Genomic DNA, 26,673 nt, shown 5'->3' with positions numbered 1-26,673 from the left:
AAAAAACACACCTTGAGTGGAACACACTCAACTTTTTTGTTGTTGATGTAAGTAGGATTGCGTAGCGAAGGTGAGCTGCGCGAACTCATGCCTCTCTTCGTACAGCAACAAGAAAGACCAAAGGGTGTGATCGTATGGAATCATTTTCTCCCACCACAAAAGTTCAAGCAGCACTGTCTGCCGCAGCCAGTAGCGCAGCAGCCGCAGGCAACCCCGACATTCGCCCTCTCCATATCCTCGTAGCGCTACTCGAACAAAACGACGGAATTGCGGCACCACTGCTCAAAGCAGTCAATGTTGACCCTGACCAAATCCGCGCCGAACTCGCCACGTTGGCAGAACGACTCCCCGTGGTATCCGGGCAAGCCGCAACGCCACAGCTGGGACGCGACGCGCTCAACGCCATCACGACAGCCCAGAAGCTGGCAGTCGAAATAGGTGACCAATACGTCTCGGCCGAACATGTCGTCGTCGGCCTAGCTACCGGCGAATCCGATGTCGCACAACTATTGCAGCGACACGGCGCAACCCCAAAAGCCTTGCGTGAGGCATTCACAACGGTGCGTGGAAACGCACGCGTGACAACCCCAGACCCCGAAGCGACCTATCAGGCGCTGGAAAAGTACAGCACCAACCTCACTGCGCGTGCGCGCGAAGGAAAGCTGGACCCCGTCATCGGCCGAGACAGCGAAATCCGCCGAGTCATCCAAGTGCTCTCCCGCCGCACCAAAAACAACCCTGTCCTTATCGGCGAACCAGGTGTTGGCAAGACAGCAATCGTAGAAGGCCTTGCGCAGCGCGTCATTGCAGGAGACGTGCCGGAAAGCCTCCGCGGGAAAACTGTCCTCGCCCTAGATCTCGGGTCCATGGTGGCGGGTGCGAAATACCGCGGCGAGTTCGAAGAACGCCTCAAAGCAGTGCTTGACGAAATTAAGAAATCTGATGGACAGATCATCACGTTCATCGATGAGCTCCACACCATCGTCGGCGCCGGCGCTACTGGCGAATCGGCGATGGATGCTGGAAATATGATCAAGCCGATGCTCGCGCGTGGTGAACTTCGCCTCGTCGGAGCGACCACGCTCGATGAGTACCGGAAATACATCGAAAAGGATGCCGCGCTTGAGCGTCGCTTCCAGCAAGTGCTCGTCGGTGAACCTTCCGTAGAAGACACGGTCGGAATCTTGCGTGGTCTCAAAGACCGGTACGAGGTTCACCACGGTGTCCGAATCACCGACTCCGCGCTTGTGGCAGCGGCAGCGCTGTCCGACCGCTACATCACCGCTCGATTTCTGCCCGACAAAGCTATCGACCTAGTCGACGAAGCCGCATCGCGACTCCGGATGGAGATTGACTCACGCCCGGTGGAGGTCGACGAAATCGAACGGGTCGTTCGTCGCCTTGAAATTGAAGAAATGGCGCTGAGCAAAGAAACTGACGATGCTTCCAAGCAACGGCTAGAGAAACTGCGCAAGGAACTAGCTGACGGTCGGGAGAAGTTGTCGGAACTCACCGCACGGTGGCAAAACGAGAAGAATGCCATCGAGTCGGTGCGCGAGGTGAAGGAACAACTCGAAAACCTTCGAGGAGAATCTGAACGTGCCGAGCGCGATGGTGACCTGGGGCGTGCTGCCGAACTTCGGTACGGACGCATCCCAGAACTGGAAAAGCGGCTGGCCTCGGCTGAGCAGCTCTCGCACGGCGGCGACAACGGCGGCGATGTCATGCTCAAGGAAGAAGTGGGCCCTGACGATGTAGCTGGGGTTGTATCGGCCTGGACTGGAATCCCAGCGGGACGGTTGCTAGAAGGGGAGACTGCCAAACTTCTCCGCATGGAGGACGAACTGCGGCACCGAGTCATCGGGCAGGACAAGGCTGTGCAGGCCGTATCGGATGCAGTTCGCCGTGCGCGCGCGGGCGTGGCTGACCCTGACAGGCCAACCGGATCCTTCATGTTCCTTGGGCCAACAGGTGTTGGCAAGACCGAACTCGCGAAGGCTCTTGCAGAGTTCTTGTTCGACGACGAACGCGCCATGATCCGAATCGACATGAGTGAGTACTCAGAAAAGCACTCGGTGGCTCGGCTTGTCGGTGCGCCGCCAGGATACGTCGGTTATGAATCAGGTGGACAACTGACAGAGGCTGTTCGCCGCCGACCGTACAGTGTGATCTTGTTTGACGAGATCGAAAAGGCACACCCGGACGTATTCGACATTCTCCTTCAGGTGCTCGACGATGGTCGTCTCACCGACGGGCAAGGTCGAACGGTTGACTTCCGAAACACGATTCTCATTCTGACGTCGAATCTCGGCTCAGGTGGAACCGAGGACCAAGTTATGGCTGCGGTTCGGTCTGCGTTTAAGCCGGAGTTCGTGAACCGCCTCGATGACATCGTCGTTTTCGACTCGCTTGGACCGGATCAGTTGACGTCGATTGTGCGGATTCAACTCGACCTTTTGCGTCGTCGCCTCGCGGGCCGACGACTCGACCTGGTGGTATCGGACAACGCTGAAGAATGGTTGGCCAAGCGCGGATATGACCCGCTCTATGGGGCACGGCCATTGCGGCGTCTAATTCAGCAGGCGATCGGGGACCAACTCGCCAAACTTGTGTTGTCTGGCGTAGTCCACGATGGAGATGCCGTACCGGTCAACGTATCGGTCGACGGGGAGTCGCTCATCTTGGGATGACCAGGCCGATGTAGGTGTTTCCCCACCGCATCCTAGGTGTTTGATATCAAATCAGTCGCGAATGTATTGCGACGCGAGCGTTTGACAGGCACTTAGGGTGCGGCCTGCGACTAGTATTGCGGCGATGGCTGTGGTGTGGTTTTTACTAGGAGTACTGGCCCTAGCAGGGGCCCTTGTTTTGCTGCGCATAGACGGTCGCCGACGGGCATGGCAGAGAAAAGTGCGCAGTATCTGGGGTGCCCGCCGAGGTCTAGAATTTACGCGCAAGGTACCGCAACTTGCGGTGCAGTGGCGATTTGGCATGATCGGTAGGCACTCACTTACCGACGGCCTCAATGTCGTCCGAGGGATTCCTCGTGTGGCACAGGACGAGGCTCAGGAACACGTCATTTTTGACCTCGAAGACGCTGCGACGATCATGGCGCAACAACTCACCTGGGAATCAGCGATTTCGTTTGAGTTGGCGCGCACAGACCCTGAAGGTCGCACCCCGAATCCCGCGTTGGCGCGCGCATGCCAGGGAACTTTCGCTGCGGCAACAGTCGGTGAGTGGACGATCTACTCTGACAACGCGGAGGCTGCGCGCCGTGCGGCGGACATGCGGTTGGTGGCGTTCCTTGACGTAATTCCTGATTACGTTGACACCGTATGGGTTGAATCAGACTGGGTTCTGGCCAGCTTTCCCAAGGGAATGGGTTGGGCGCAGTGGGATGATGTGGAGGCGCTGCTGTATCAATTTGGGCAGATGATGCGGGTGCTGCCCCCAGCGCATGCGGTCGAGGTGTATTCGGCGTGACGTTTTGTCACTTAGACGCGACTGATAGTTGAGACGTGCGGGTCCTGTTCATGCGGGCCCGCACGATCTCTGTTTGCAGTCAATGAGGTGCCGGGGGATAGTGTTCTCCGGCGAATAGAAGGAGTAGCAATGGCTATCGATGTAGAGAAGAAGTCGACGCTCGCGACCATCATTGGTGAGCTTGCGGTGGTTCACGGCAAGGTGACTTTGTCGTCGGGTCAGGAAGCGGACTACTACATTGACCTTCGCCGTGTGACGCTGCATCACGCAGCTGCTCCTCTGATTGGTGCCCTTTTGCGGCAGGTCACGGAAGACTGGGATTACTCGGCCGCTGGTGGACTCACCCTTGGTGCGGATCCTGTCGCGGCGGCAATCATGCACGCGCCGGGTCGGCCAGTCGATGCATTTGTAGTTCGGAAGGCAGCTAAGGCGCACGGAATGCAGCGCCAGGTTGAGGGCCCAGAAGTGGCGGGTAAGCGCGTGCTAGTTGTGGAGGACACGACCACTACTGGAAACAGTCCGTTGACGGCAGTGCGGGCACTGCGAGAGGCCGGTGCCACGGTTGTTGGCGTCGCGACGATCGTCGATCGAAACACTGGAGCCCGAGAAGTTATAGAGGCTGAGGGCGTGCCTTACCGCAGCGTATTCGGTCTGTCGGAAGTTCTTGACCGCACTTAGTTGGTGGACCGAATTGACCACAGTTCGCCCGCGTGCATGAGACGCGCAACACTAAGTAGATTGTGCTTCGGCCAATCTGGTTTGCCTGGCGTATCGAATTGGTAGAAAGACATATAGTGACATTGTCACGTGGTGGATCTTCGGAGAACGTCAGTAGCAACTAGTAGCATTAGGAAATTGTCGAATATTCACTGCTAGCACGCGTAAACGATGGGACGAAGCACGGCAACTGTCGGCTCTCCTTGAGGCGAATAGTTAGAGGTGTCGTGGGTGGAGAGAAGGATTCGCAGTTGAGGTCCGCTTCGCGGGATGAACGAAGTGTGCATGTTGCACCAGGGGGCGGGTGCCGCGTTTCCAGGAGGTCGTTGTTTACAGGGGGTTTAAGGTGAGTGTGGCGGACGATTCGAGCCGTGACTGGGATGCATGGCTTGCGGGGCAACAAGATTCTTTTGAGCCATTTCCGCTGCAGCAGGCACAGTACGGAATGTGGTTCGCGCAACAACTCGAACCTGAAGTTCCTGTTGTTGTTGCCCAGTACATGGAGTTCCACGGCCCTATAGACGTTGACTTGCTTGAACGCAGCCTTGACCAGGCGCGATGCGAGCTCGGATCAGGTGTATTGCGGATTGCCGAACACGACGGCACCCCAATGCAGTTTGTGGATACGCATGACCACCGCAACATCTATCACCTTGACCTCTCACATGAAGATGATCCATTCGCGGTTGCGCTTGAGTGGATGCACAACGACTACAGTCAACCGATCACCCTCACTGACGGCCCTCTCGGTACAAGCGTATTCATCCGCCTCGCCGACAACCATTTGCTGTGGTACGGCAGAATCCATCACATTGCCCTCGACGGTTACGGTGCTACAAGGTGGATGAATCGATCCGCTGAGCTGTACAAATGCGCCCTTGACGGTACTGAGCCGCCACCGCCACCGTTCGCGACCTTGCGTAGTCTTTACGACGCCGACCTCGCGTACCGAACATCGAATCGGTATGAGGTCGACCGTGACTTCTGGATCGAGCGACTTAAGGACTGGCAAGTCATCTCCAGCCTGGTCGAAGGCTCGGCGCAGGCGGTCCCGCGGACGAAGCTCGAAACGGCACCCCTCACGCCGGAGGCCGCGGATCGTCTCGAAAATGCTGATCAATCATTCGGTGTTTCGGCGGCTGCAGTCTTGACGGCAGCGTTCGGTGCCTATTTGGCGCGCATGACCGGTGAAGCCGACATTACTGTCAGCACAACTATGCTTGGGCGAGTCAACCGTCAACAGCGGGCATCTGGCGGAACCTTTGCCAACATTGTGCCCTTGCGGCTCGCGGTGGACAGCGGCGCGACCATGGCGGACCTGTTCCAGCTGGTGCTGCGTGAGCAGCTAGGTGCGTTGCGTCACCAACGCTTCAGTGTTGAGCAAATTAGGAATGAAATCGGGCTTGCTGACTCGCCCCGGCGTCTCCTGGGGCCCATCGTCAACCCGATGTTGTTTGACCAGAATGTTCAATTCGGCGATGCCACAGGTGAATTTACAATCCTGACATCGGGGCCTGTCGAAGATCTGCTTATCAACATTTACCCGCACGGTGCGGAAGCGCGGACGCACGTCGATTTTCGGGCAAACCCAAATTTGTACACCGACGAACTGCTCGCAGAACACCATGGGCGGTTCATGGAATTCCTCGAAGAATTCCTCCTCGCGGACCCTGAAACGCCACTTGCCGAAATCCACCGTGAATCAGTTGCCTTGGGCGTCGCCATAGCTCAAGAACGGGCAGCTGAACGCTACTGGACTTCAGCGCTGCAAGGACTTGCGCACGTAGTTGATATTCCCGGAATCAACTCCGGCAGCGACCCTAGTGCTTCGCTGCGGAACGCAACGGAGGTATCCCTCCACGGAATCACCACGTCAACATTAAATAGCGCTGCAGCAGCTGCGGGCGTTGATACACAAGCGTTCCTCAACGCGTCTGTGGCCGCGACGCTAGCTCGACTGAGCGACGCAGTGGATATTTCGATCGCAAATCCCACAGTCCCGGCTGATAACGGTGAGAGCGACGCGTCGGCGTACGTCATTCGGCTTGGCGTCGATACGGGCGACCAGTTGTCCGCAATTGCCCGTGTCGCCGACGAAGCGGCACGTGCTGGTGCGCAGTTTGCCCTGCCCGTAGCGCAACTCAGCAAGACGGTCGGCTGGGCTGTTCCTCCTTGTCACGCGGTGGTGACTACGCACGGCGCGGCCAGCGTGCCAGCGGGCCTGAAAAACGTGCCAGTCGTCGTCAGTGTGCGCTTCGACGATGCAGCAGTAGCTCTCTCGGTTGATGTCGCAGGGGACACCCATACCGCTGACTCGGTGGGCCGCAGGATTGCGTCAATACTGACGAAGTCGATCGAGAACCCTGCCGCTGCAATCGGCGACTACCAGATACTCGATGCTGACGAACTCGCACTACTCGCGCCGGTCAACGGTCCGCACTCGCGCACAACACGGACTCTTGGACAGCTCTTCACCGACGTTGCAGCTGACAACCCCGACGTAGACGCCATCATTTCGGGTGACGTCGCAGTCACTTACCGTCAACTTGATAGCCACGCAAACCAAATCGCGCGATACATTCTTGATCGGTTTGGTGTTCAGGCGGAGCAACTTGTCGCGATGGGAGTTTCGCGATCAGTTGAGTCCGTAACGTGCACTTGGGCGATCGCCAAGACGGGTGCAGGTTTTGTACCGGTCGACCCGAATTACCCCAAAGACCGCGTCGAGCACATGCTCGACGACTCCGGTTGCGTCGTGGGACTTACGGTGGCAGCGCAGCGTGATCGTTTACCAGACACAATCGAGTGGATCGTCGTCGATGACCCCGCTGTAGCGACTGAGATTGCGAACTACCCGACAGACGCCGTCGTTGACGCTGACCGGCCGTCCCCAGTTCGGCTCGACAATGTTGCCTACGTCATCTACACCTCGGGCTCTACCGGCAAACCTAAAGGTGTCGCCGTAACGCATCACGGGCTCGAAAGCTACGCAGCAGAAGAGCGCGACTCGTTCGACGTCACACCAGGATCGCGCGTGCTGGCCTTGTCGTCGCCAAGCTTCGACGCCTCGCTTCACGAAATGCTGTTCAGCCTCGGCAATGGCGTGACGATGATCCTCGTTCCCACGACTGTGTATGGTGGCGACGATCTACGCGCCATTCTCGAAGACAAACAGGTCACACACGCGTTTATCACCCCGCTTGCGCTTGCCTCCGTCGAGCACGGCGGCCTTGAGCACCTACGTCAGCTCGCTGTCGGCGGTGAAGCACTCCCTCGCGAGTTGCTCGCAAAATGGTCTGAAGGCCACGTCTTCCACAATGTTTACGGGCCCACAGAAACAACGATCGTCACGGCTATCAGCGAACCCCTGACTGCGGACGATCCGATCTCCATTGGTGGACCAATTCGCGGAACGCGAATGGTCATCCTCGACGGGCGTATGCAACCGGTCCCGCTCGGAGTGCCAGGTGAGTTGTACATCAGTGGCCTTGGCCTTGCCCGCGGCTACCACGAACGCTTTGACCTCACATCGACCAGGTTTGTGGCCGACCCGTATGGGCCCGCAGGTGCTCGGATGTACCGATCCGGCGACCTCGCACGGTGGGCACACGCGCCGCGTACGAACAACCTGACCATCGAATACGTTGGACGATCAGACTTCCAGGTCAAGGTGCGTGGATTCCGCATCGAACTCGGCGAGATCGACGCGGTACTTTCGGCGCACCCCAGCATCGGGTTCGCTGCAACTCTGGGCGTAGAGGGCCCCAGCGGTGACACCGTGCTTGTGGCATACGTGAAATACCGCGACGGGGAGACCAGCACCACCGAGGATCTTCAACAACACCTCGGAGAGTTCCTACCGTCGCACATGGTGCCGACTGTGTTCGTGCCGATTGCCGAGGTCCCACTAAACCCGGTCGGCAAACTGGATCGCAAAGCGCTGCCGGAACCTGATTTCACAGGAACTGGTCGCTCCCGCTTTCGGGCCCCCACAAACCCGATGGAAGAACTCATCGTTGCGGTGTTTTCCGACATCCTCGGCATTGACGCGGTTAGCGTCGATGACAGCTTCTTCGACCTCGGCGGCAACTCACTCGTTGCGACCCGTGCGGTGTCCCGCATCAATGCGGCACTGAACTCCGAGATCACCGTCCGAGACCTTTTTGAGTATGCCACCCCAAGTGGACTCGCCCAGCGGGCCGAACTGCACAGCCTCGGCGGTCGCACCCGACTGAAACTCGAAGCCAAACCTCGACCTGACATCATTCCGTTGTCGCACGCGCAACAGCGCATCTGGTTCCTCAACCAGTACGACACGTCTTCGCCCGCGTACAACGTGCCTATGGCCGTTGACCTCATCGGCGACCTTGACTCCGCTGCGGTGGCGCAAGCGATGAAGGACATCGTCGAACGCCACGAATCTCTGCGAACCACATTCCCGCTGGGCGACAACGGTGCTTACCAGGTCATTCACAACGTCGATGACAGTGTTCCTGAGCTGGCGCCGCGCCCGGTCAAAGACATTGACGAACTCACGGTAGAGATCACGGCCCTCGCCGCCGAAGGATTCGACGTCACCAAACAGTTGCCGCTGCGGTGCGCACTATTTCGTCGTGATGCCCGACACCACACACTCGTACTGGTTGTCCACCACATTTCCGCCGACGGTTTCTCGTTGCAGCCACTAGCCCGCGATTTTGTGCAGGCATACACCAATAGGGCGGCTAAGGCGGAGCCCGATTGGGCGCCGCTTGAGGTTCAGTACGCCGACTTCGCGTTGTGGCAACAGGAGTACCTCGGCAGCGAAACTGACCCCACCAGCATCCTTGCGCAACAGTTTGAGTACTGGAGAGAGACCCTCTCCGGGACGCCAGAGTTGTTGGAACTGCCGACAGATCGTCCGCGGCCAGCAGTTCAGTCGCTCCGCGGTGCTGACTACCAGTTCTCCGTACCAGCCGAGTTGCACAGCAAACTGCGATCCATCTCAGCAGACAGCAGCTCGACGCTGTTCATGGTGGTCCACTCCGCCTTGGCGGCTCTGCTGTCGCGCTTATCTGGCTCGGATGACATCACCATCGGAACGCCCGTGGCAGGGCGCGGTGAAGCGGCACTCGACGACCTCGTCGGCATGTTCGTCAACACCCTCGTGCTACGTACAAGCGTCGACTGGAACAGCGACTTCGCCAGCCTGTTAGCACAAGCAAAATCTGTAGACATCGGCGCTTTCAGCCACGCAGATGTGCCCTTCGAGCGCCTCGTGGAGGAGCTAGCACCACAACGATCTACCGCACACCCGCCACTGTTCCAGGTCATGTTGGAATTCCAGAACCTTGGCGAGGCTCGCGTCGAACTTCCAGGGCTCGACGTCCACGTGCGACCGCTTGGAACGGCCACCGCGAAGTTCGATATGCAGGTGATCCTCACCGAGCAATTCGACGACGATGGTGCCCCCGGGCTCATGAACGCGTCAATAACCTACGCCAGCGACATTTTTGAGCATGCGACGATTGCTCGTCTCGCTCAGCAGTTCGTGCGAGTGCTCGAACAGGTAACCGAACGACCGGAGCTACCTATCGGCGACCTGGCGTTGATGGACGATTCTGAACGTCGACGGCTTCTCTATTCGTTGAACGACACTGCGGTCTCCGTTGACGCAACAACTCTCACGGACGTATTTGCGCAGCAGGTACAACGTACGCCTGAAGCACCAGCGATTGAGTACGCGGGCAAAACGCTCACCTACGCAGAGTTCGACGCTATTACGAATGCTGGGGCGCGGCAGCTCATCGAGCTCGGTGCCGGACCTGATACGCATGTTGCTCTCGTCATGCGCAGGTCGCTGGAAATGCTTGTCGGCATGTACTCGATTGTTAAGTCCGGCGCAGCATACGTGCCCGTCGACCCCGACAACCCAGCGGAACGCAACCAGTATGTCCTCGATCTGGCAAAGCCGATATGTGCGCTAGTTTCTGACCGCGCCGATTTCACTCCAGACAATGGCACGCGAGTCATCGTGATCGGTGACAGTGCTGTCGACGGGTATTCAACAGGACCCATCACAGACAGCGATCGGCATCAGCCGCTACGTCCCGACAATCCTGCCTATGTCATCTTCACCTCGGGTTCAACCGGTAGGCCCAAGGGTGTGTCTGTGCCGCACCGCGGGATCGCAAACCGCCTAGCGTGGATGCAGAATGAGTATCACCTCACAGCATACGATGTTGTGTTGCAGAAGACGCCCTACACCTTTGACGTATCGGTGTGGGAATTCTTCTGGCCACTCCAGGTCGGTGCTCGCCTCGTCATCGCCAAACCTGATGGCCACCGCGACCCCGCCTACCTTGCGGAACTGATCCACTCCGCGGGTGTCACAACCTTGCACTTCGTGCCGTCAATGCTTGCCACTTTTGCTTCGGCCTTGTCCGCAGAGCAGCGTCGCATCATGTCGTCAGTGCGCCAAGTGTTTTGCAGTGGCGAAGCTTTGCCGCCCGCAGTGACGGAGGACTTCCGCGCACTCAGCGATGCCAAGATTCACAACCTTTACGGTCCGACTGAAGCGTCCGTGGACGTCACCTATCACGAGTACACACCTGATGATCGGGTTGCAGTCCCGATCGGTGCCCCAGTGTGGAACACCGAAGTGTTTGTGCTCGACAGTCGACTCCGCCCCACCCCGATTGGTGTGCCAGGTGAGTTGTATCTCGCAGGTGTACAACTCGCCCGCGGCTATGTCGAACGTGGTGACTTAACCGCAGACCGATTTGTGGCAAACCCATACGGCGATGCAGGTCAACGAATGTATCGCACTGGTGACCTTGTTCGGTGGCGCGTCATGGCGGACGGCCGCACCGAACTCGATTACATCGGGCGAACAGATTTCCAGGTCAAGCTACGTGGCCTCCGAATCGAACTGCCAGAAATCGAGGCAGTTCTGCTTGACAGTGCAGATGTCGCGCAAGCCGTTGTTGTTGTGCACCGCGACGACGTCACAGGGGACCGGCTCATCGCCTACGTTGTTCCCAGCGGCCCTTCACTAGATGTGCCGCAATTACTCGCCGCAACCGCCGACGCGCTACCGGCCTATATGGTGCCCAGCCAAGTCGTGGTTCTCGACGAATTTCCACTCGGAGCGACAGGCAAACTCGATCGAAAAGCTCTGGTTGTGCCCGAATGGGTGGCTGCCGATAGCGAGTTTGTCGCGCCACGAAGCCCCATCGAACAAATCATCGGCGGTGTATTCGCTGAACTTCTGGGGCTCGACCGAGTCAGTGTGCAAGCCAGCTTCTTTGACATCGGTGGAAACTCCCTCATCGCGGCCAGGCTGATCGCGCGAGTCAACAATGCGCTCGGATCAAACCTCGGTGTGCGTGACCTATTCGACGCCCCAAGCGTTGCCGCCCTCGCTGTCCGAGCCGAAGGCGGCTCCGGGCGTACCCGACCACGTATTACTAGCATCGAGCGTCCAGAGGTCGTTCCTGTGTCGCTGGCGCAGCAACGAATGTGGTTTATCAACCAACTCGATAAACACAGCGCTGCGTACAACTCACCACTACCAGTTCGCCTCACCGGAAAAGTCGACGATCGCGCCCTAGAGCTCGCGCTGCGTGACGTCGTAGAACGCCACGAAACTCTGCGCACCGTGTACCCGGAAAGCGCGGACGGCCCAATTCAGGTCGTGATGTCCGCCGATGATGTGAAGATTGACCTCACACCAGTTCAGGTTGACGACGAATCCGATATGCAGGCACGTGCTGCAGCTTTTGCCTTTGAAGGGTTTGACGTTGCGGCGGATATTCCGTTGCGGGCAAGGCTGTTTCGCATCAATCCCACCGAGCACGTCCTACTCGTCGTTGTGCACCACATTTCGTCGGACGGATTCTCGCTGGCCCCACTCGCTCGCGATGTTGTCGTTGCTTACACGGCCCGAGCAGCGGGATTGGCTCCGGACTGGAAACCGCTTCCTGTGCAGTACACGGATTTCGCTGTGTGGCAGCGAGACCTACTCGGCGATGAGGGTGACGATGGCTCGCTGCTAGCTAGCCAATTGGGATACTGGGAAAGGACCCTAGCGGGGGTTCCCGATGTCCTCGAACTGCCTGTTGATAAGCCGCGGCCGGCAAAGCAATCACTTCACGGTGCTGTGGAGGAGTTGGAGATCTCCGCAGAACTCCACCAGCGCATTATCGACCTGTCGCGTGCACACAACACCAGTGTGTTCATGGTGATGCACGCAGCGATCGCGTTGCTGTTGGCCAAACTTTCCGGAACCCAAGACATCGCAGTGGGAACCCCAATTGCGGGACGTGGGGAAGCTGAACTCGACGATCTCGTGGGAATGTTCGTCAACACATTGGTGCTGCGCACCCATGTCGATCTTGATGAAACATTTGTCGACCTCGTTAACCAGGCCAGAACTGTCGACCTCGGCGCTTTCAGTAACGCTGATGTCCCGTTCGAGCGAGTGGTTGACCAACTCAGCCCGCATCGGTCCGAAGCTCATTCTCCGCTCTTTCAGGTGATGGTTGAATTCCAGAACAACGAAAAACCACGCCTAGATCTGCCGGATCTGAGTGTCGACTTCGTTGAGATACCTATTGAGATCGCCAACTTTGATCTCCAATTTGTGCTGTCCGAAAAGTACGATGGCGGACCTGCTGGCATAAGCGCAGGAATCCGCTACGCAACCGACCTCTTTACCGCCCAGACTGTGCGGGGGGTCGCTGAGCGCTTTGTCATGCTGCTCGACAACGCCACCCGCGATCCTCACCTGCCAGTCAGCCGCATCGACATTCTTACCCCGGAAGAACGGGCTGAAATCACGTCGATAACCGGTGGTCCGGGTAATCGAATCGAAGTGTTGCCGGACCTCCTCACAATGGGAATCCGCGACTACGATGCGCCGGCAGTCATCGACGGCGACAAGCAGATTACCTACAGGGAACTTGACGAGCTGTCGAACAAGATCGCCCGGATCCTTATCGAAGATGGTGTCACCACCGAAAACTTCGTCGCGATGGGATTCTCCCGTTCGATTGAATGGCTAGTGTCGCTATGGTCCGTGACCAAAGCGGGCGGCGCGTTCGTTCCTGTCGACCCCACGTATCCGCGCGATCGAATTGAGCACATGCTCACTGATTCAGGCGCCGTTGCGGGTCTGAGCTTGTCAGCCAATCGGGACTCGCTCACGGACCTTGTGCCGTGGATGTTCCTGGATTCTCCAGAGTTCCAGGACCGGCTCGCTCGTACCTCGGCGGCACCAATTGCTGATGCGGATCGGCGGGCTCCCATTCTGCTGGAGAATGCCGCATACCTCATCTACACATCAGGATCGACAGGTAAGCCCAAGGGTGTGGTGGTTACCCACCGGGGGCTCGACAACTTCACGCCAGCAATGGTCGCGCACCCATCGGTCACCCAACACTCACGGGTGCTCTCATTCGCGTCGCCTAGCTTTGATGCGTCACTACTTGAAGTGCTGATGGCGTTCGGTGCTGGTGCGTCGATCGTGATTGTTCCACCGCATGTTTACGGTGGTGAGGAACTCACCGCGGTAATTCGGGACCACCGTGTCACACACGGTTTCATCACGCCTCTAGGCCTTGCGTCCGTTGACCGCGAACAAGTCGACCATTTTGAGTTTGTCGTTGTGGGCGGTGAAGCGGTACCGCAGGAACTCGTCAACGAGTGGGCGCACGGGCGCAACTTGTACAACGGTTACGGACCCACCGAGGCAACCATTGTTGCCACCCTGAGTGATGCGATGCAGCCAGGTCAGCCGGTGCGCATTGGTCGGCTGTTTAATGGTGTGACCGCAGTTGTGCTCGATACACGGCTGCAACCAGTACCCAAGGGCGTGGCAGGGGAGCTGTACATCTCCGGGCTCGGTCTTGGCCGTGGATATCACGAACGCTTTGACCTCACCTCAAACCGTTTCGTCGCCAACCCCTACGGCGAAATCGGCGAACGAATGTACCGCACCGGTGATGTCGTGCGGTGGGTAGATGACTACCAACTTGAGTACCTTGGCCGTTCTGACTTCCAGGTGAAGGTGCGCGGTTTCCGCATCGAGCTCGGCGAGATCGACTCGGCGCTGCTTAGCCACGGAAGCCTCAATTTTGCTGCCACCCTGGGCAAGACAAGCCCGTCGGGTGCCACCATGCTGGTGTCGTACGTTCGCGCAGCCGAAGGTCATGTCGTCGATACGGACGCACTAACAGAGCACATCGCCGAGTTCCTCCCGGCGTACATGGTGCCGTCCGTCATTATGGAGATTGACGTGATTCCCCTGGCCGTCACGGGCAAACTTGATCGCAAGGCACTCCCAGAGCCCGACTTCACATTGTCTTCGACGGAGTTCCGCGCACCAACCAACCCAATTGAAGAGACTTTGGTTGGAATCTTTGCGGATGTGCTTGCACTCGAACGCGTCAGCATTGATGACAATTTCTTCGACGTCGGTGGCAACTCCCTCATCGCGACACGAGTCGTTGCCCGTGCAAACATGGCGCTCGGTACCAAGATTGGTGTCCGAGAACTGTTCGATGCACCGACTGTCGCTGAGCTCGCCACCCGCATCTCGGGTCATTCCCGACAAACCGACAATCGGCCGCCGCTGGTGCCGCAGGAACGGCCGGACAACATTCCGCTGTCGTCCGCGCAGCAGCGTATGTGGTTTATCAACCAGTTCGATACCGCGTCTGCGGCATATAACGTGCCGATGGCGATTCGACTTTCGGGCCAACTCAATCTGCCGGTCCTCAACACCGCCATCCAAGACGTGGTGTCACGACACGAATCGTTGCGGACAGTTTTCCCAAGTGTGGGTGACACGCCAGCGCAGGTAATCCTGCCGCCGGGCGAGATGGTGTTTGCCCTCAAGCCCATAGACACTGCCGGGCACGATCTTGTCAGGACCATTGAGCAATATGTGGCTCAAGGCTTCGATGTCACCAAGGATGTTCCTGTTCGGGCGCAACTGCTGAGGCTTGCGCCGGACGAGCACGTGCTGGTCATCGTCGTTCACCACATCGCCGCCGATGGCTTCTCTATGTCGCCCCTGGCAACGGATGTGATGGTCGCCTACCATGCACGACTCCACGGCGATAACCCTTCGTGGGCGCCGTTGCCAGTGCAGTACGCCGACTTCGCGATATGGCAACGGAAGATACTCGGTGAGGAATCTGACCCCACCTCGGCACTTGCCCAGCAGACAGAGTTCTGGAAGCGAACGCTCGCTGGCCTTCCCGATGTCGTTGACCTTCCGGCGGATCGTCCACGTCCGCTAAACGCCTCGCTACATGGTGGTCTTGTTCGTTTCGATATTGACGCAGAAACACATCGTGCGCTCGCTGACATTGGGCGTGCCAACGGTGCCACCATGTTCATGGTTATGCATGCCGCTTTGGCCCTGCTGGTCTCACGACTGTCTGGCAAAGATGATCTTGCTATCGGCACACCAGTGGCGGGACGCGGCGAAGCGGAACTCGACGGAATTGTCGGAATGTTCGTCAATACGCTCGTTTTGCGCACGGAGATCGACCAAAATGTTCCTTTCGCGGGTTTCCTTAACCAAGTAAAGGATGTTGATCTTGCTGCGTTTACACATGCGGATGTTGCATTCGAACGGCTCGTTGAGATTCTCCGCCCTGACCGCTCCACGGCGCATTCACCACTGTTCCAGGTTCTTATCGAATTCCAGAACAACCCTGAAGCGCGGCTCGAACTCCCGGACCTAACCGTCGAGCCAGTGAAATTCGAAGACCACGTTTCGAAGTTTGACCTGCAACTTTCCGTGCGCGAAAATGCCACCGCTGAAGGAAATCCCAACGGGATCGAAGCAGGATTCATCTTCGCCACAGACCTTTTCGATGAAGACACTGTTCGCTCATTTGCGGATCGTTTCCAACGAATCCTCCAGTCTGTACTGCGCGAACCCGGAACCCCGGTGGGCGACATCGCGTTGCTGTCGGATGCTGAACAGTCCACAATGCTCACCGCGTGGAACCACCCAGGTGTCCACATCAGTGAGAGCACGCTCGTGGATGTTTTCACCCGCCAAGCTCTCACGTTCGCTGACCGCGCCGCTGTCACCTCTGAACTCGACGACGTACGGACAGTTCTGAGTTACCGGGAGCTTGATGCGCGGTCGAACCAACTGGCGCGCAAACTTATTGCATCGGGCGCCGGACCGGAAAAGCTCGTTGCTGTAGCCGCACCACGCGACGCCGACCTCATCGTGGCGTTGCTTGCCGTCGTGAAATCCGGCGCCGGATATCTTCCCATCGATGTGTCGTACCCCGCGGACCGGATCGAGTTCATGCTCGCCGACGGTGCACCGGTATCAGTGCTCACCACACGAAGCGAACAGGCCGTCCTACCCGCAGTGAGTGCGGAACTGATTTATCTCGACGACGACATCTCGAACCTCAGCGCAGAGCCAATCACCGATGCCGACCGTCTAGCGCCTCTGAGCTGGGATAACACCGCATACGTTATCTATACCTCTGGGTCTACCGGAACACCCAAGGGCGTAACGGTGCCGCACCGCACAGTGCTGACGTTGTTCGCCAACACCCACGCCAAGTTCAATTTTGATGAGAACGATGTGTGGACGATGTTCCACTCGTATGCGTTCGACTTCTCCGTGTGGGAACTGTGGGGGCCACTGCTGTACGGCGGACGCCTCGTAGTGGTGGACTACTTCACCGCACGAAGTCCAGAGCAGTTCCATGGCTTGCTAGTACGCGAAGGCGTAACCGTACTGAACCAGACGCCATCTGCGTTCTACCAACTAGCCGAAACAGACCGACTAGCCGAAACAGCCGATGACAGTCTTGCGCTGCGGTACGTGATCTTCGGTGGCGAGGCGCTAGACCTCGCGCAGCTTGATCGCTGGTACACGCGGCACAACGACACGGCGCCGCGACTAGTCAACATGTATGGCATCACCGAAACGACGGTGCACGTCACCTATCTCGAACTCGACCGAGAGTTCGCTGCAAATGCTTCCGCCTCGGTGATTGGCCAAGCGCTCCCGGGTCTCCAGGTGAAGGTTCTTGACGCACGACTGCGGCCAGTGGCGCCGGGAACCATCGGCGAAATGTACGTTTCCGGACCGCAACTGTCGCGTGGATACCTCGGTCGACCAGACCTCACAGCAGGACGCTTCGTTGCTGACCCGTACGGGGCCCCAGGCGAGGCGATGTACAGATCCGGGGACCTCGCTCGTTGGAACAAGAACGGCCAACTCGAATACCTAGGTCGCTCTGACTTCCAGGTGCAACTACGCGGTTTCCGCATCGAATTGGGAGAAATCGAAGCAGCGCTACTTCGGTACCCAGGAGTGGCTCAGTCCGCCGTTCTTATGCGCGCTGACACTGGACCAGGGTCAGAACGCCTCGTTGGGTACGTTGTGCCTCAAATGGGTCTCGAACTTCAACCCCAGGAGATCATTGACGCACTCAGCGAAACGCTGGCAGCTCACATGGTGCCCAGCGCTGTGCTCATCCTCGACTCGTTCCCACTTACCGCGAACGGCAAGCTCGATCGCCGCGAGCTACCAGCTCCAGACTTCTCCGCGCTCGTCACGGAAAGTCGTGCCCCAGCCACGCCAATCGAAGAAAAACTCGCCGAAGTCTTCGCGCAGGTTCTTGGACTCGACACCGTCGGTGTAGACGATTCGTTCTTCGCCCTCGGCGGTGATTCGATCATGTCCATTCAGCTGGTGACTCGAGCGAAAGCAGCTGGAATTCACATCAGCCCGCGTGATGTATTCAACCTCCGCACTGTGGCAGCGCTCGCTCAATCAGCAGTGTTGTCAGACGGCGAGGACGAGATCGTTCTCAATGAATTGCCGGGCGGCGGAGTTGGTCGTATGCCACTCACCCCTGTCATGGAATGGATGCTCGAACGCGGTGGCGAATACAACCGCTACGCGCAGTGCGCCATGCTGACATTGCCGGGCACCATCGATGCAGCCGGTATCGAAGCGACCCTTCAGGCAGTGATCGACCACCACGACTTGCTGCGTGCGCAACTTGATGGCCACGAACTTGTCGTCGCCGAACCAGGGGCCGTCAGCGCAAGCAGCCTCATCACCCGTGTGGACGTCGAGGCGGACCCCGGAACAGCGGAATTCACAGCCATCGCAGAACGTGCACTCGACGATGCGGCTGACTTGCTCGACCCTCACGGCGGTGTGATGCTGCGTGCGGTCTGGCTAGCCCCCCGCAGTGGTGTCGCTGGTCGAATCATTCTCGCCATCCACCACATTGCCGTGGACGGTGTTACGTGGCGCGTACTTGTTCCGGACCTCGCCACCGCATGGAACCACATCGCCAGTGGCCAGGAAATCAAGCTTGAGGCAAACAGCACATCGTTCCGACGTTGGGCGCACGGGCTTGCCGAAAACGCTGCGAGCCGGGAATCCGAACTTGATGTGTGGCGAGGATTCTTGGCAGGCCAGGAACCAAACCTCGGTTCACGTGCGTTTGATCCCACGATCGACACAAACGGAACCGTCGAACGCATCGACGTCACCGTGCCGACGGACGTCACCGATGCGCTCCTGACGCGGGTGCCGGAAGCATTCCACGGCGGCGTCAATGACGGACTCTTGGCCGCTCTAGCGCTTGCGCTGGCCAAATGGCGCGGTGCTACAACGCCACTGGTTGGCCTTGAAGGGCACGGCCGTGAAGAAACAGCCGTACCTGGTGCCGACCTCTCGCGCACTCTCGGGTGGTTTACCACGATCGTCCCGATACGCTTCAACACCGACGGCATCAACCTTGACGAGGCGTTCGCCGGTGGCGCCGCGACTGGTGCTGTCATCAAGAGGGTGAAAGAACTGCTGCGGTCGCTGCCTGACAACGGCATCGGTTTCGGCCAACTTCGCTACCTTAACCCCAGCACCGCCGACGAACTACGGCCAATAAGCCGACCGCAGGTGAGTTTCAACTACCTAGGTCGATTCACCACTGGTGAGATTTCCGACGATCTTCGTGCGCTCGGCTGGCTCCCCGTCGGCGACAACGAAGACGTCAGCAACCTGTCCGCTCGGCAGAATGACGACATGGCCGCTATGGCCGTGCTTGACATCAACACCGTTACCTCGGCGACCGCGTCCGGGCCGGTGTTGCGAGGAACGATCGGATTCCCAACGGGGCTGCTCACGCAGGCGGAAGTCGAGGAATTCGCCACCCTGTGGCGCGATGCGCTCATCGCGATCGCGAAGCACGTATCGCAGCCGGATGCCGGTGGGCTCACACCATCGGATCTTGACCTGGTGCAGTTGGACCAAACCGCGATCGACCGCTTCGAACAGCACTACCCGTCGATATCCGACGTGTGGCCATTGGCGCCGCTGCAGTCTGGTTTGCTGTTCCATGCCGTTCTCGCAGAGGAAACCGTTGACGCTTACATGGTGCAACTCGTGCTGCACCTCCGTGGCACGGTTGACGCCAACCGAATGCGTCGCACGCTCCATTCGCTGCTCGTGCGGTACCCGAACTTGCGTGTCGCCTACGCGGTCGACAACTCAGGGCAGGCAGTCCAAGTAGTAGTCGACGATGTTGCCTTGCCGTTTACTGAAGTCGATTTGGCCGGTGAGGATGACAAGGATTCGGCACTACAGCGAGTGCTGGCTGATGATCACCAACGGCAATTCGACATGGCCGCACCGCCATTGATTCGGTTCATGCTGATCAACCTTGGTGGTGGCGAGTACCGATTTGTCATCACCAACCATCACATCTTGCTCGATGGTTGGTCGACCCCCTTGTTGCTCACCGACTTAGTAGGGCTGTACCTGCTCGATGGTGATGCAACCATGCTGCCGCCAGTGCGTTCCTATCGTGACTACCTCGCGTGGCTCAGCAACACCGACCCACAAGCGTCATTGCGAGCGTGGGTGGATGCTTTTGCCGGGGTGGACGAACCTACAACGATCGCCCCGCTTGATCGTTCACGACAGCACGATGTTGCTTCGCAGGAACTGATCTTTGACTTCACCGTGGCCGAGTCCGAGGAATTCGCGGCGCTGGCGAAGAATCTCGGAGTCACACTGAACACGATGGTGCAAACCGCGTGGGCGGTAGCGCTATCCACCATTACCTCTCGTGACGACGTTGTTTTCGGAACGACCGTATCTGGGCGGCCGCCACACATCAGTGGTGTCGAAAAGATGGTCGGATTGTTCATCAACACGTTGCCAGTGCGAGTGCGTCTCGACCCCACCGAAACTCTGACTGAACTTCTCACCAGGATTCAGCGGGAACAAGCGGACATGCTCGATCACCACTATGTGCAGCTCGCTGACATCCAACGCGAAGTTGGCGCAGGGGCGGCGTTTGACACGCTGGCGGTGTTCGAGTCGTATCCCGTCGACACAGCGGGAGCTACGGAAGACACCGATCTCGCCGGAATGCGCATCGTAGGGTTCGACGGCGTCGACGCAGCCCACTACCCAATTACGCTGGTGGCCTACGTAGACGATGCGCTGCATCTGAAGCTGAAGTACTTCCCAGACCTCTTCGGTGCCGCTGACATGGTTGCGTTGCAGGAGCGCCTAGCGAAGATCATGAAGCAGATCCTCGCTGAGCCTTCAAAGCCGTACGCACAAGTCGACGTGCTGACAGCGCACGAGCGCAGCGCCTTGGTGCCAGTGGCAGGACCTCCAGGCGTCACAACGCGGACGCTGGCGCAAATCCTCACCGATGCAGCATCGAGCAATCCAGATCGAATCGCCGTCATCGACGGGGATCGCCAGATCAGCTACCGAGAACTTGACGAGCGTTCAAACCAGCTCGCTCGAGTTCTGATCTCACGCGGTGTTCGTCCCGAGGCATTTGTGGCACTGGGTATTTCACGATCGATTGAGTCAATACTGGGAATCTGGGCGGTAACCAAGACCGGCGGTGCCTACGTGCCAGTCGATCCCACCTACCCCCGTGACCGTATTGAGCACATGCTCACCGACTCAGGCGCAGCCTTCGGTATCACGACAAGCCGCAGGCTGAACACGCTGCCGGGTGAGATCCCGTGGATTGCACTGGACAGCGACGAGTTCAAGAACGAAGTGCTGGCGCAATCGACCGCGCCGATTTCTGCGGACGAACTTCGCGGTCAGGTCTATATCGACTCCGCGGCGTACATCATTTACACCTCCGGTTCAACTGGAAAACCAAAGGGTGTTTTGGCGACCCACCGCGGGTTGGAAAACTTCTCCATCGCAGCTCAGAGTCGATACGGAACTACGGGCGACTCACGCGTGATGCATTTCTCCTCGCCTAGCTTTGATGCCTCGGTGCTGGAGTTCCTTTATGCATTTGGCGCCCACGCGACGATGGTGATCATTCCGCCCGAGATTTATGGCGGCGACGAACTCGCAACCATCCTCAAAGACAAGCGCGTCACACACGGATTCATCACCCCTCTCGCGCTCGGCTCCATGGACCCAGCCGGTCTCGAAGAACTCCGCAACGTGACGGTCGGCGGCGAGGCAGTCCCAGAATCAGTTGTCGAAACGTGGGCGCCGGGCCGAAACCTTTACAACGGGTATGGCCCCACTGAAACAACCATCATGGTCCTTGTCAGTGCTCCGATGACTGCGGAAGGACCGGTCAGGCTCGGTGGTGTACTACGTGCGACAGAACTAGTTGTACTGGACTCACGTCTCCAACCAGTGCCGATCGGGGCAGCGGGTGAACTGTACGTCTCGGGTCTTGGGCTGACACGCGGATACCACGATCGCAGTGGTCTCACCGCTGAACGATTCATCGCGAGCCCCTTCGGCGAAGCCGGCCAGCGAATGTACCGCACCGGGGATGTCGTGCGGTGGGTACCGTCTGCGACTGGCGATGAACTAGAACTCGAGTACGTGGGACGCTCGGACTTCCAAGTGAAGGTACGTGGGTTCCGCATCGAGCTCGGTGAGATTGATGCGGTCCTCGGCGCGCACAGCAGTGTCGGCGTCGCGGTCACCGTTGGTCACCAGAGGGCAAACGGCCAAACCATGTTGGTTTCCTATGTTTCACCGCGTGATGGGGCGGTCATCGACACCGCTGTGCTGACTGAGCACGCCTCACAGTCGTTGCCGTCGCATATGGTTCCATCGCTGATAATTCCGCTCGACGAAATGCCGCGGACGCCGGTAGGAAAGGTTGATCGCAAGGCGCTACCTTCTCCCGACATGGCAGCACTCGAGCCCGAGTACGTCGGCCCACGTAACCCCGTCGAAGAGGCAATTGCGGGCATCTTCGCGGAAGTCCTTGGGGACGACCGCGTTAGCGTCATCGCAAACTTCTTCGACCTAGGCGGCAACTCACTAGTCGCCACTAGGGTCATCGCACGGATTAACGACGCTCTGGGAACGGCATTGGGTGTGCGGGAATTGTTCGAAGCCCCGACAGTGGAGTCCCTTGCGGTGCGTGTCGAACACGCCGGAGAGGCACTGTCAGACCGGGCACCGCTGCAGCCTCAGGAACGACCAGTGCACGTGCCCGTGTCATTGGCACAACAACGCATGTGGTTCATCAACCAGTTCGACACCGCATCACCGGCGTACAACGTGCCACTTGCGGTGCGGCTCACCGGGGATCTAGATGTGGCCGCGTTTTCTGCGGCGTTGCGTGACGTAATCGAGCGACACGAAGCGCTACGCACAGTGTTCCCTCGGTCAGAAGAAGGCCCTTCACAGGTCATTGTGCCGTCGGAGGAAGTCGTTCCCGACCTGATTCCACAGGACGTGGCCGACGAAGCCGAGCTCCGCAAGCGGATCATCCGTATTGCAGGTACTGGGTTCGATGTGCAAGCAGAGGTGCCGGTGCGTGCACGTTTGTTCCGGAAGTCGCGTACTGAATATGTTCTTGTTGTGGTCGTGCACCACATCGCAGCGGATGGTTTCTCCATGGGGCCGCTTGCTCGCGACATCGTCACGGCGTACCACGCTCGGTGCAACGGGCAGCAACCCGGTTGGAAGCCGTTGGCCGTGCAATACGCCGACTACACTCTGTGGCAGCGCACAGTGCTCGGCGACGACACCGACACCAACAGCGTCGCATACTCGCAGGTGGAGTACTGGAAGCGCACGCTTGCGGGCTTGCCGGATGTCATTGAACTACCCACCGATCGACCACGACCCGCGCAACAAACACTCCGCGGAGACGATGTTCGGTTCACGATCCCAGCAGAGTTGCATCAGAATGTGGAGCAACTTGCTCGACGCCACGGCGCGACGCCCTTCATGGTTCTGCATGCCGCGCTTGCAGTGCTGTTGTCGCGACTATCGGGCACCAGTGATATCGCGATCGGCACCCCGATCGCCGGGCGCGGTGAAGCTGCGCTCGACGACCTCGTGGGAATGTTCGTCAACACATTGGTGCTGCGCACCCAGGTTGACGGCGATCAGTCCTTCGAAGGTCTACTGACACAAGCAAAAGAAGTGGACCTTGAGGCATTCGGGCAGGCCGATGTTCCATTCGAACGGCTCGTTGAGGTGCTTAAACCTGAACGATCGACCGCCCATGCGCCGCTTTTCCAGGCGACGATCGAGTTCCAGAACCTCGGCAATGTCAGTGTGGAACTTGATGGGGTTCGTGTTGAGCCGCTGGAGTTCCCCACAGCAGTGGCCAAGTATGACCTCGAACTAATCCTCGCGGGCGATGGCAGTGCACATGGCGACCTTGAAGCCGCATTCACCTACGCGACGGATCTCTTCGACGCGTCGACGGTGCGCGAGTTTGCGGATCGTTTCCTCCGCATCCTCCAGGTTGTGGTGGCTGAGCCGACCTGCAAGGTCGGCGATATCAACCTCCTCAGCACCGACGAACGCGACCGGTTTGCGCCGGTCCACGGCCCAGAAGGACTTTTGCCTCAGTCGTTGCCAGCGATCCTCGAAGCCGCTGCGGAACGCAACCCAGATGCGACAGGCGTTGAGTTCGGTGAGACGTCCTTGACGTACCGCCAACTCGACGAGCAATCGAACAAGATCGCCCGTGCGCTTATTGCACTTGGTGCGGGGCCGGAAAAGGTTGTTGCACTCGGGCTGTCACGCTCGCTCGAATCGGTGCTGTCAGTGTGGGCGGTAGCGAAGACCGGGGCAGCGTTTGTCCCCGTTGATCCGAACTACCCGCCTGAACGTATCGAGCACATGCTCACCGACTCTGGGGCGGTAGCGGGTGTCACGATCTCAACGCATCGAACGACGTTGACCAATGTTGTGACCTGGCTCCAACTCGATGACGCACCTACCGCTGCGGCGATCGCCAGCCAGTCCTCAGCGCCGATTACGGATGCTGAGCGCACACAACCGCTCCAACTCGGTAACCCGGCCTACCTCATCTACACATCTGGTTCGACCGGTCTACCGAAGGGCGTCGAGGTCACGCATTACGGCCTCGCCAGCCTTGCTGCCGAAGAGCGTGACCACCTTGTTGTCACCCCCGAATCTCGGGTGCTCCACTCGGCGTCACCAAGCTTCGATGCTTCGGTGTTCGAAATGCTGATGGCGTATGGCTCTGCAGCATCACTTGTTGTTGCTCCGCCTTCGGTGTACGGCGGCCGTGACATGGCGGAACTGTTGAAGGACAAGGCAATTACGCATGCCTTCTTCACACCAGCGGTTCTCGCTTCAGTCGAGGACGACGGCATTGACGAACTTCAGTCGATCCTCGTCGCTGGTGACGTATGTCCGCCCGAGCTAGTAGCTCGGTGGGCCCCTGGCCGTTCCATGGTCAACGCATACGGGCCGACAGAAACCACCATCATGAGCAGCATCACCGCACCCATGCAGGTCGGCGAGCCCATCACCATCGGTGCAACTACGCGCGGCTTTAGTGCCCTTGTTCTCGACGCACGCCTCCAGCCGGTGCCGGCTGGCGTTGCCGGAGAGCTCTACCTGGCAGGGCCTGCGCTGGCACGCGGCTACCGCGGCCGCCTAGGGCTAACGAGTGAACGATTCGTCGCCAACCCATTTGGCGAACCAGGCGAGCGGATGTACCGCACAGGCGACGTCGTGCGTTGGGTCGATCGTGGTCCTCAACCCGAACTCGAATTTGTGGGGCGCTCTGACTTCCAGGTCAAGGTCCGCGGCCTACGTATTGAACTCGGTGAGATTGATACGGCTTTGGCGGGCCACCCCAACGTCAGCTTCGCGACGACGACAGGGCATCAGCGAGCTAATGGCGACACGCTCCTGGTGTCGTACGTGCTGCTCCACGAGGGCGAAACAGCAACGCCCGAAGAACTCACCGCTTACCTGGGCGAGTTCCTCCCCGGCTACATGGTGCCGTCTGTGATCATGTTGCTCGATCAGGTCCCGCTCACACCTGTGGGCAAGCTTGATCGGAAGGCGCTGCCCGCACCGGACCTTGAATCGCTACGAAAGGAATTCGTTGCGCCGCGTAGCGAGCTAGAGCAAGCCGTTGCTGACGCGTTCGCCTATGTCCTCGGCATCGAGCGAGTGAGCGCTTTTGATAGCTTCTTCGACCTTGGTGGTAACTCCTTGAGCGTCACCACACTGGTGGGCGCTCTGGAAAAGTCGACCGGGCGCACAATCCGGCTGCAAGCTGTGTTCCTTAATCCGACACCGGCGGGGCTGGCTGAACGTATGCAGCGTCCGGACGAAGCGCCAAGCGAGCTTGCTGGGCAACTGCTCGCACCAGTGATTCGCCTCCGACCACATGGCCGAAAAGCGCCGCTGTTCTGTGTTCACCCAGGTGTGGGGCTGTCATGGGCCTATACCGGCCTGACCGCTCATATACCAGAGGACCACCCTGTTTTCGGACTGCAATTGCCGTCGCTGACGGGGGCGCAACCAGCCGAGTCGATTGAAGTTCTCGCTGAGGATTACATTCGACACATTCGCGATATCCAACCGCAGGGGCCTTATCATCTGCTGGGTTGGTCGCTCGGCGGTGTCATCGCGCAGGAGATGGCTGTGCAACTACGCGAGGCGGGTGAAGAAGTTGTCACGCTCGCTCTTCTTGACAGCTATGTCGTGGCTGAAACGGAAGTGCCAGGTATCGGCGAACTCGTGCGCAGCTTTGGGGTCGACCTCCCCGCCAGCGACGAAATCACCTACGAAGACGCGGCATCGTTGATTGATGATGCCTTCGGCCAGCCCACAGGGCTCACCGCAATGCATATGGAACGCATTCACGGTGGATTCGCTGACGCCGCGCGGATTCTTACAGAGTTCACGCCGAAGGAGTTTGACGGCGAGTTGGTGTTCTTCTCAGCGGAGAACACGGTCGATCCTTCAGGAAACGAGCGCACACCGCAGGAGTGGGAAGCAATTACCACAGGTGAACTAGTGGTCCATGAAGTTCCAGTGACGCACCAGCAAATGGTGGAACCGGCCGCGCTCGATATCATCGGCCCGCTATTGGCACGCCACATATCCGCTCAAAGCTGAGGACCTGCCCACCCGATCCGACGGTCGGGTGGGTGCGGTGAAAAGCATCGAGGGTTGGT

General features: G+C 58.8%; 4 protein-coding genes. All 4 read left to right on the top strand.

The annotated features are described in order from the left end of the window. Nucleotides 1-134 precede the first annotated feature (134 nt). The 4 genes from clpB (at nt 135) to IEW73_RS06525 (ending at nt 26,614) form a co-directional block, all read left to right on the top strand. A complete protein-coding gene (gene clpB, locus IEW73_RS06540; protein WP_188671769.1) occupies nt 135-2,690 on the top strand; it encodes an ATP-dependent chaperone ClpB in 2,556 nt (851 codons plus the stop codon). 124 nt (nt 2,691-2,814) lie between these two features. Next, a complete protein-coding gene (locus tag IEW73_RS06535) occupies nt 2,815-3,486 on the top strand; it encodes a TtfA family protein (protein ID WP_188671767.1) in 672 nt (223 codons plus the stop codon). Between the two features lie 129 nt (nt 3,487-3,615). Next, complete coding sequence (gene pyrE, locus IEW73_RS06530; protein WP_188671765.1) at nt 3,616-4,164, top strand: orotate phosphoribosyltransferase; 549 nt, start codon at nt 3,616-3,618, stop codon at nt 4,162-4,164. Between the two features lie 385 nt (nt 4,165-4,549). After that, nucleotides 4,550-26,614: a non-ribosomal peptide synthase/polyketide synthase gene (locus IEW73_RS06525; protein ID WP_188671763.1), complete on the top strand. Its 22,065-nt coding sequence runs from the start codon at nt 4,550-4,552 to the stop codon at nt 26,612-26,614. Nucleotides 26,615-26,673 lie beyond the last annotated feature (59 nt).

The sequence above is a fragment of the Hoyosella rhizosphaerae genome, from assembly GCF_014643175.1.
GTDB lineage: Bacteria > Actinomycetota > Actinomycetes > Mycobacteriales > Mycobacteriaceae > Lolliginicoccus > Lolliginicoccus rhizosphaerae.
Note: the sequence above shows the minus strand (reverse complement) of the source record. Positions and strands in the feature narration are given on the sequence as shown.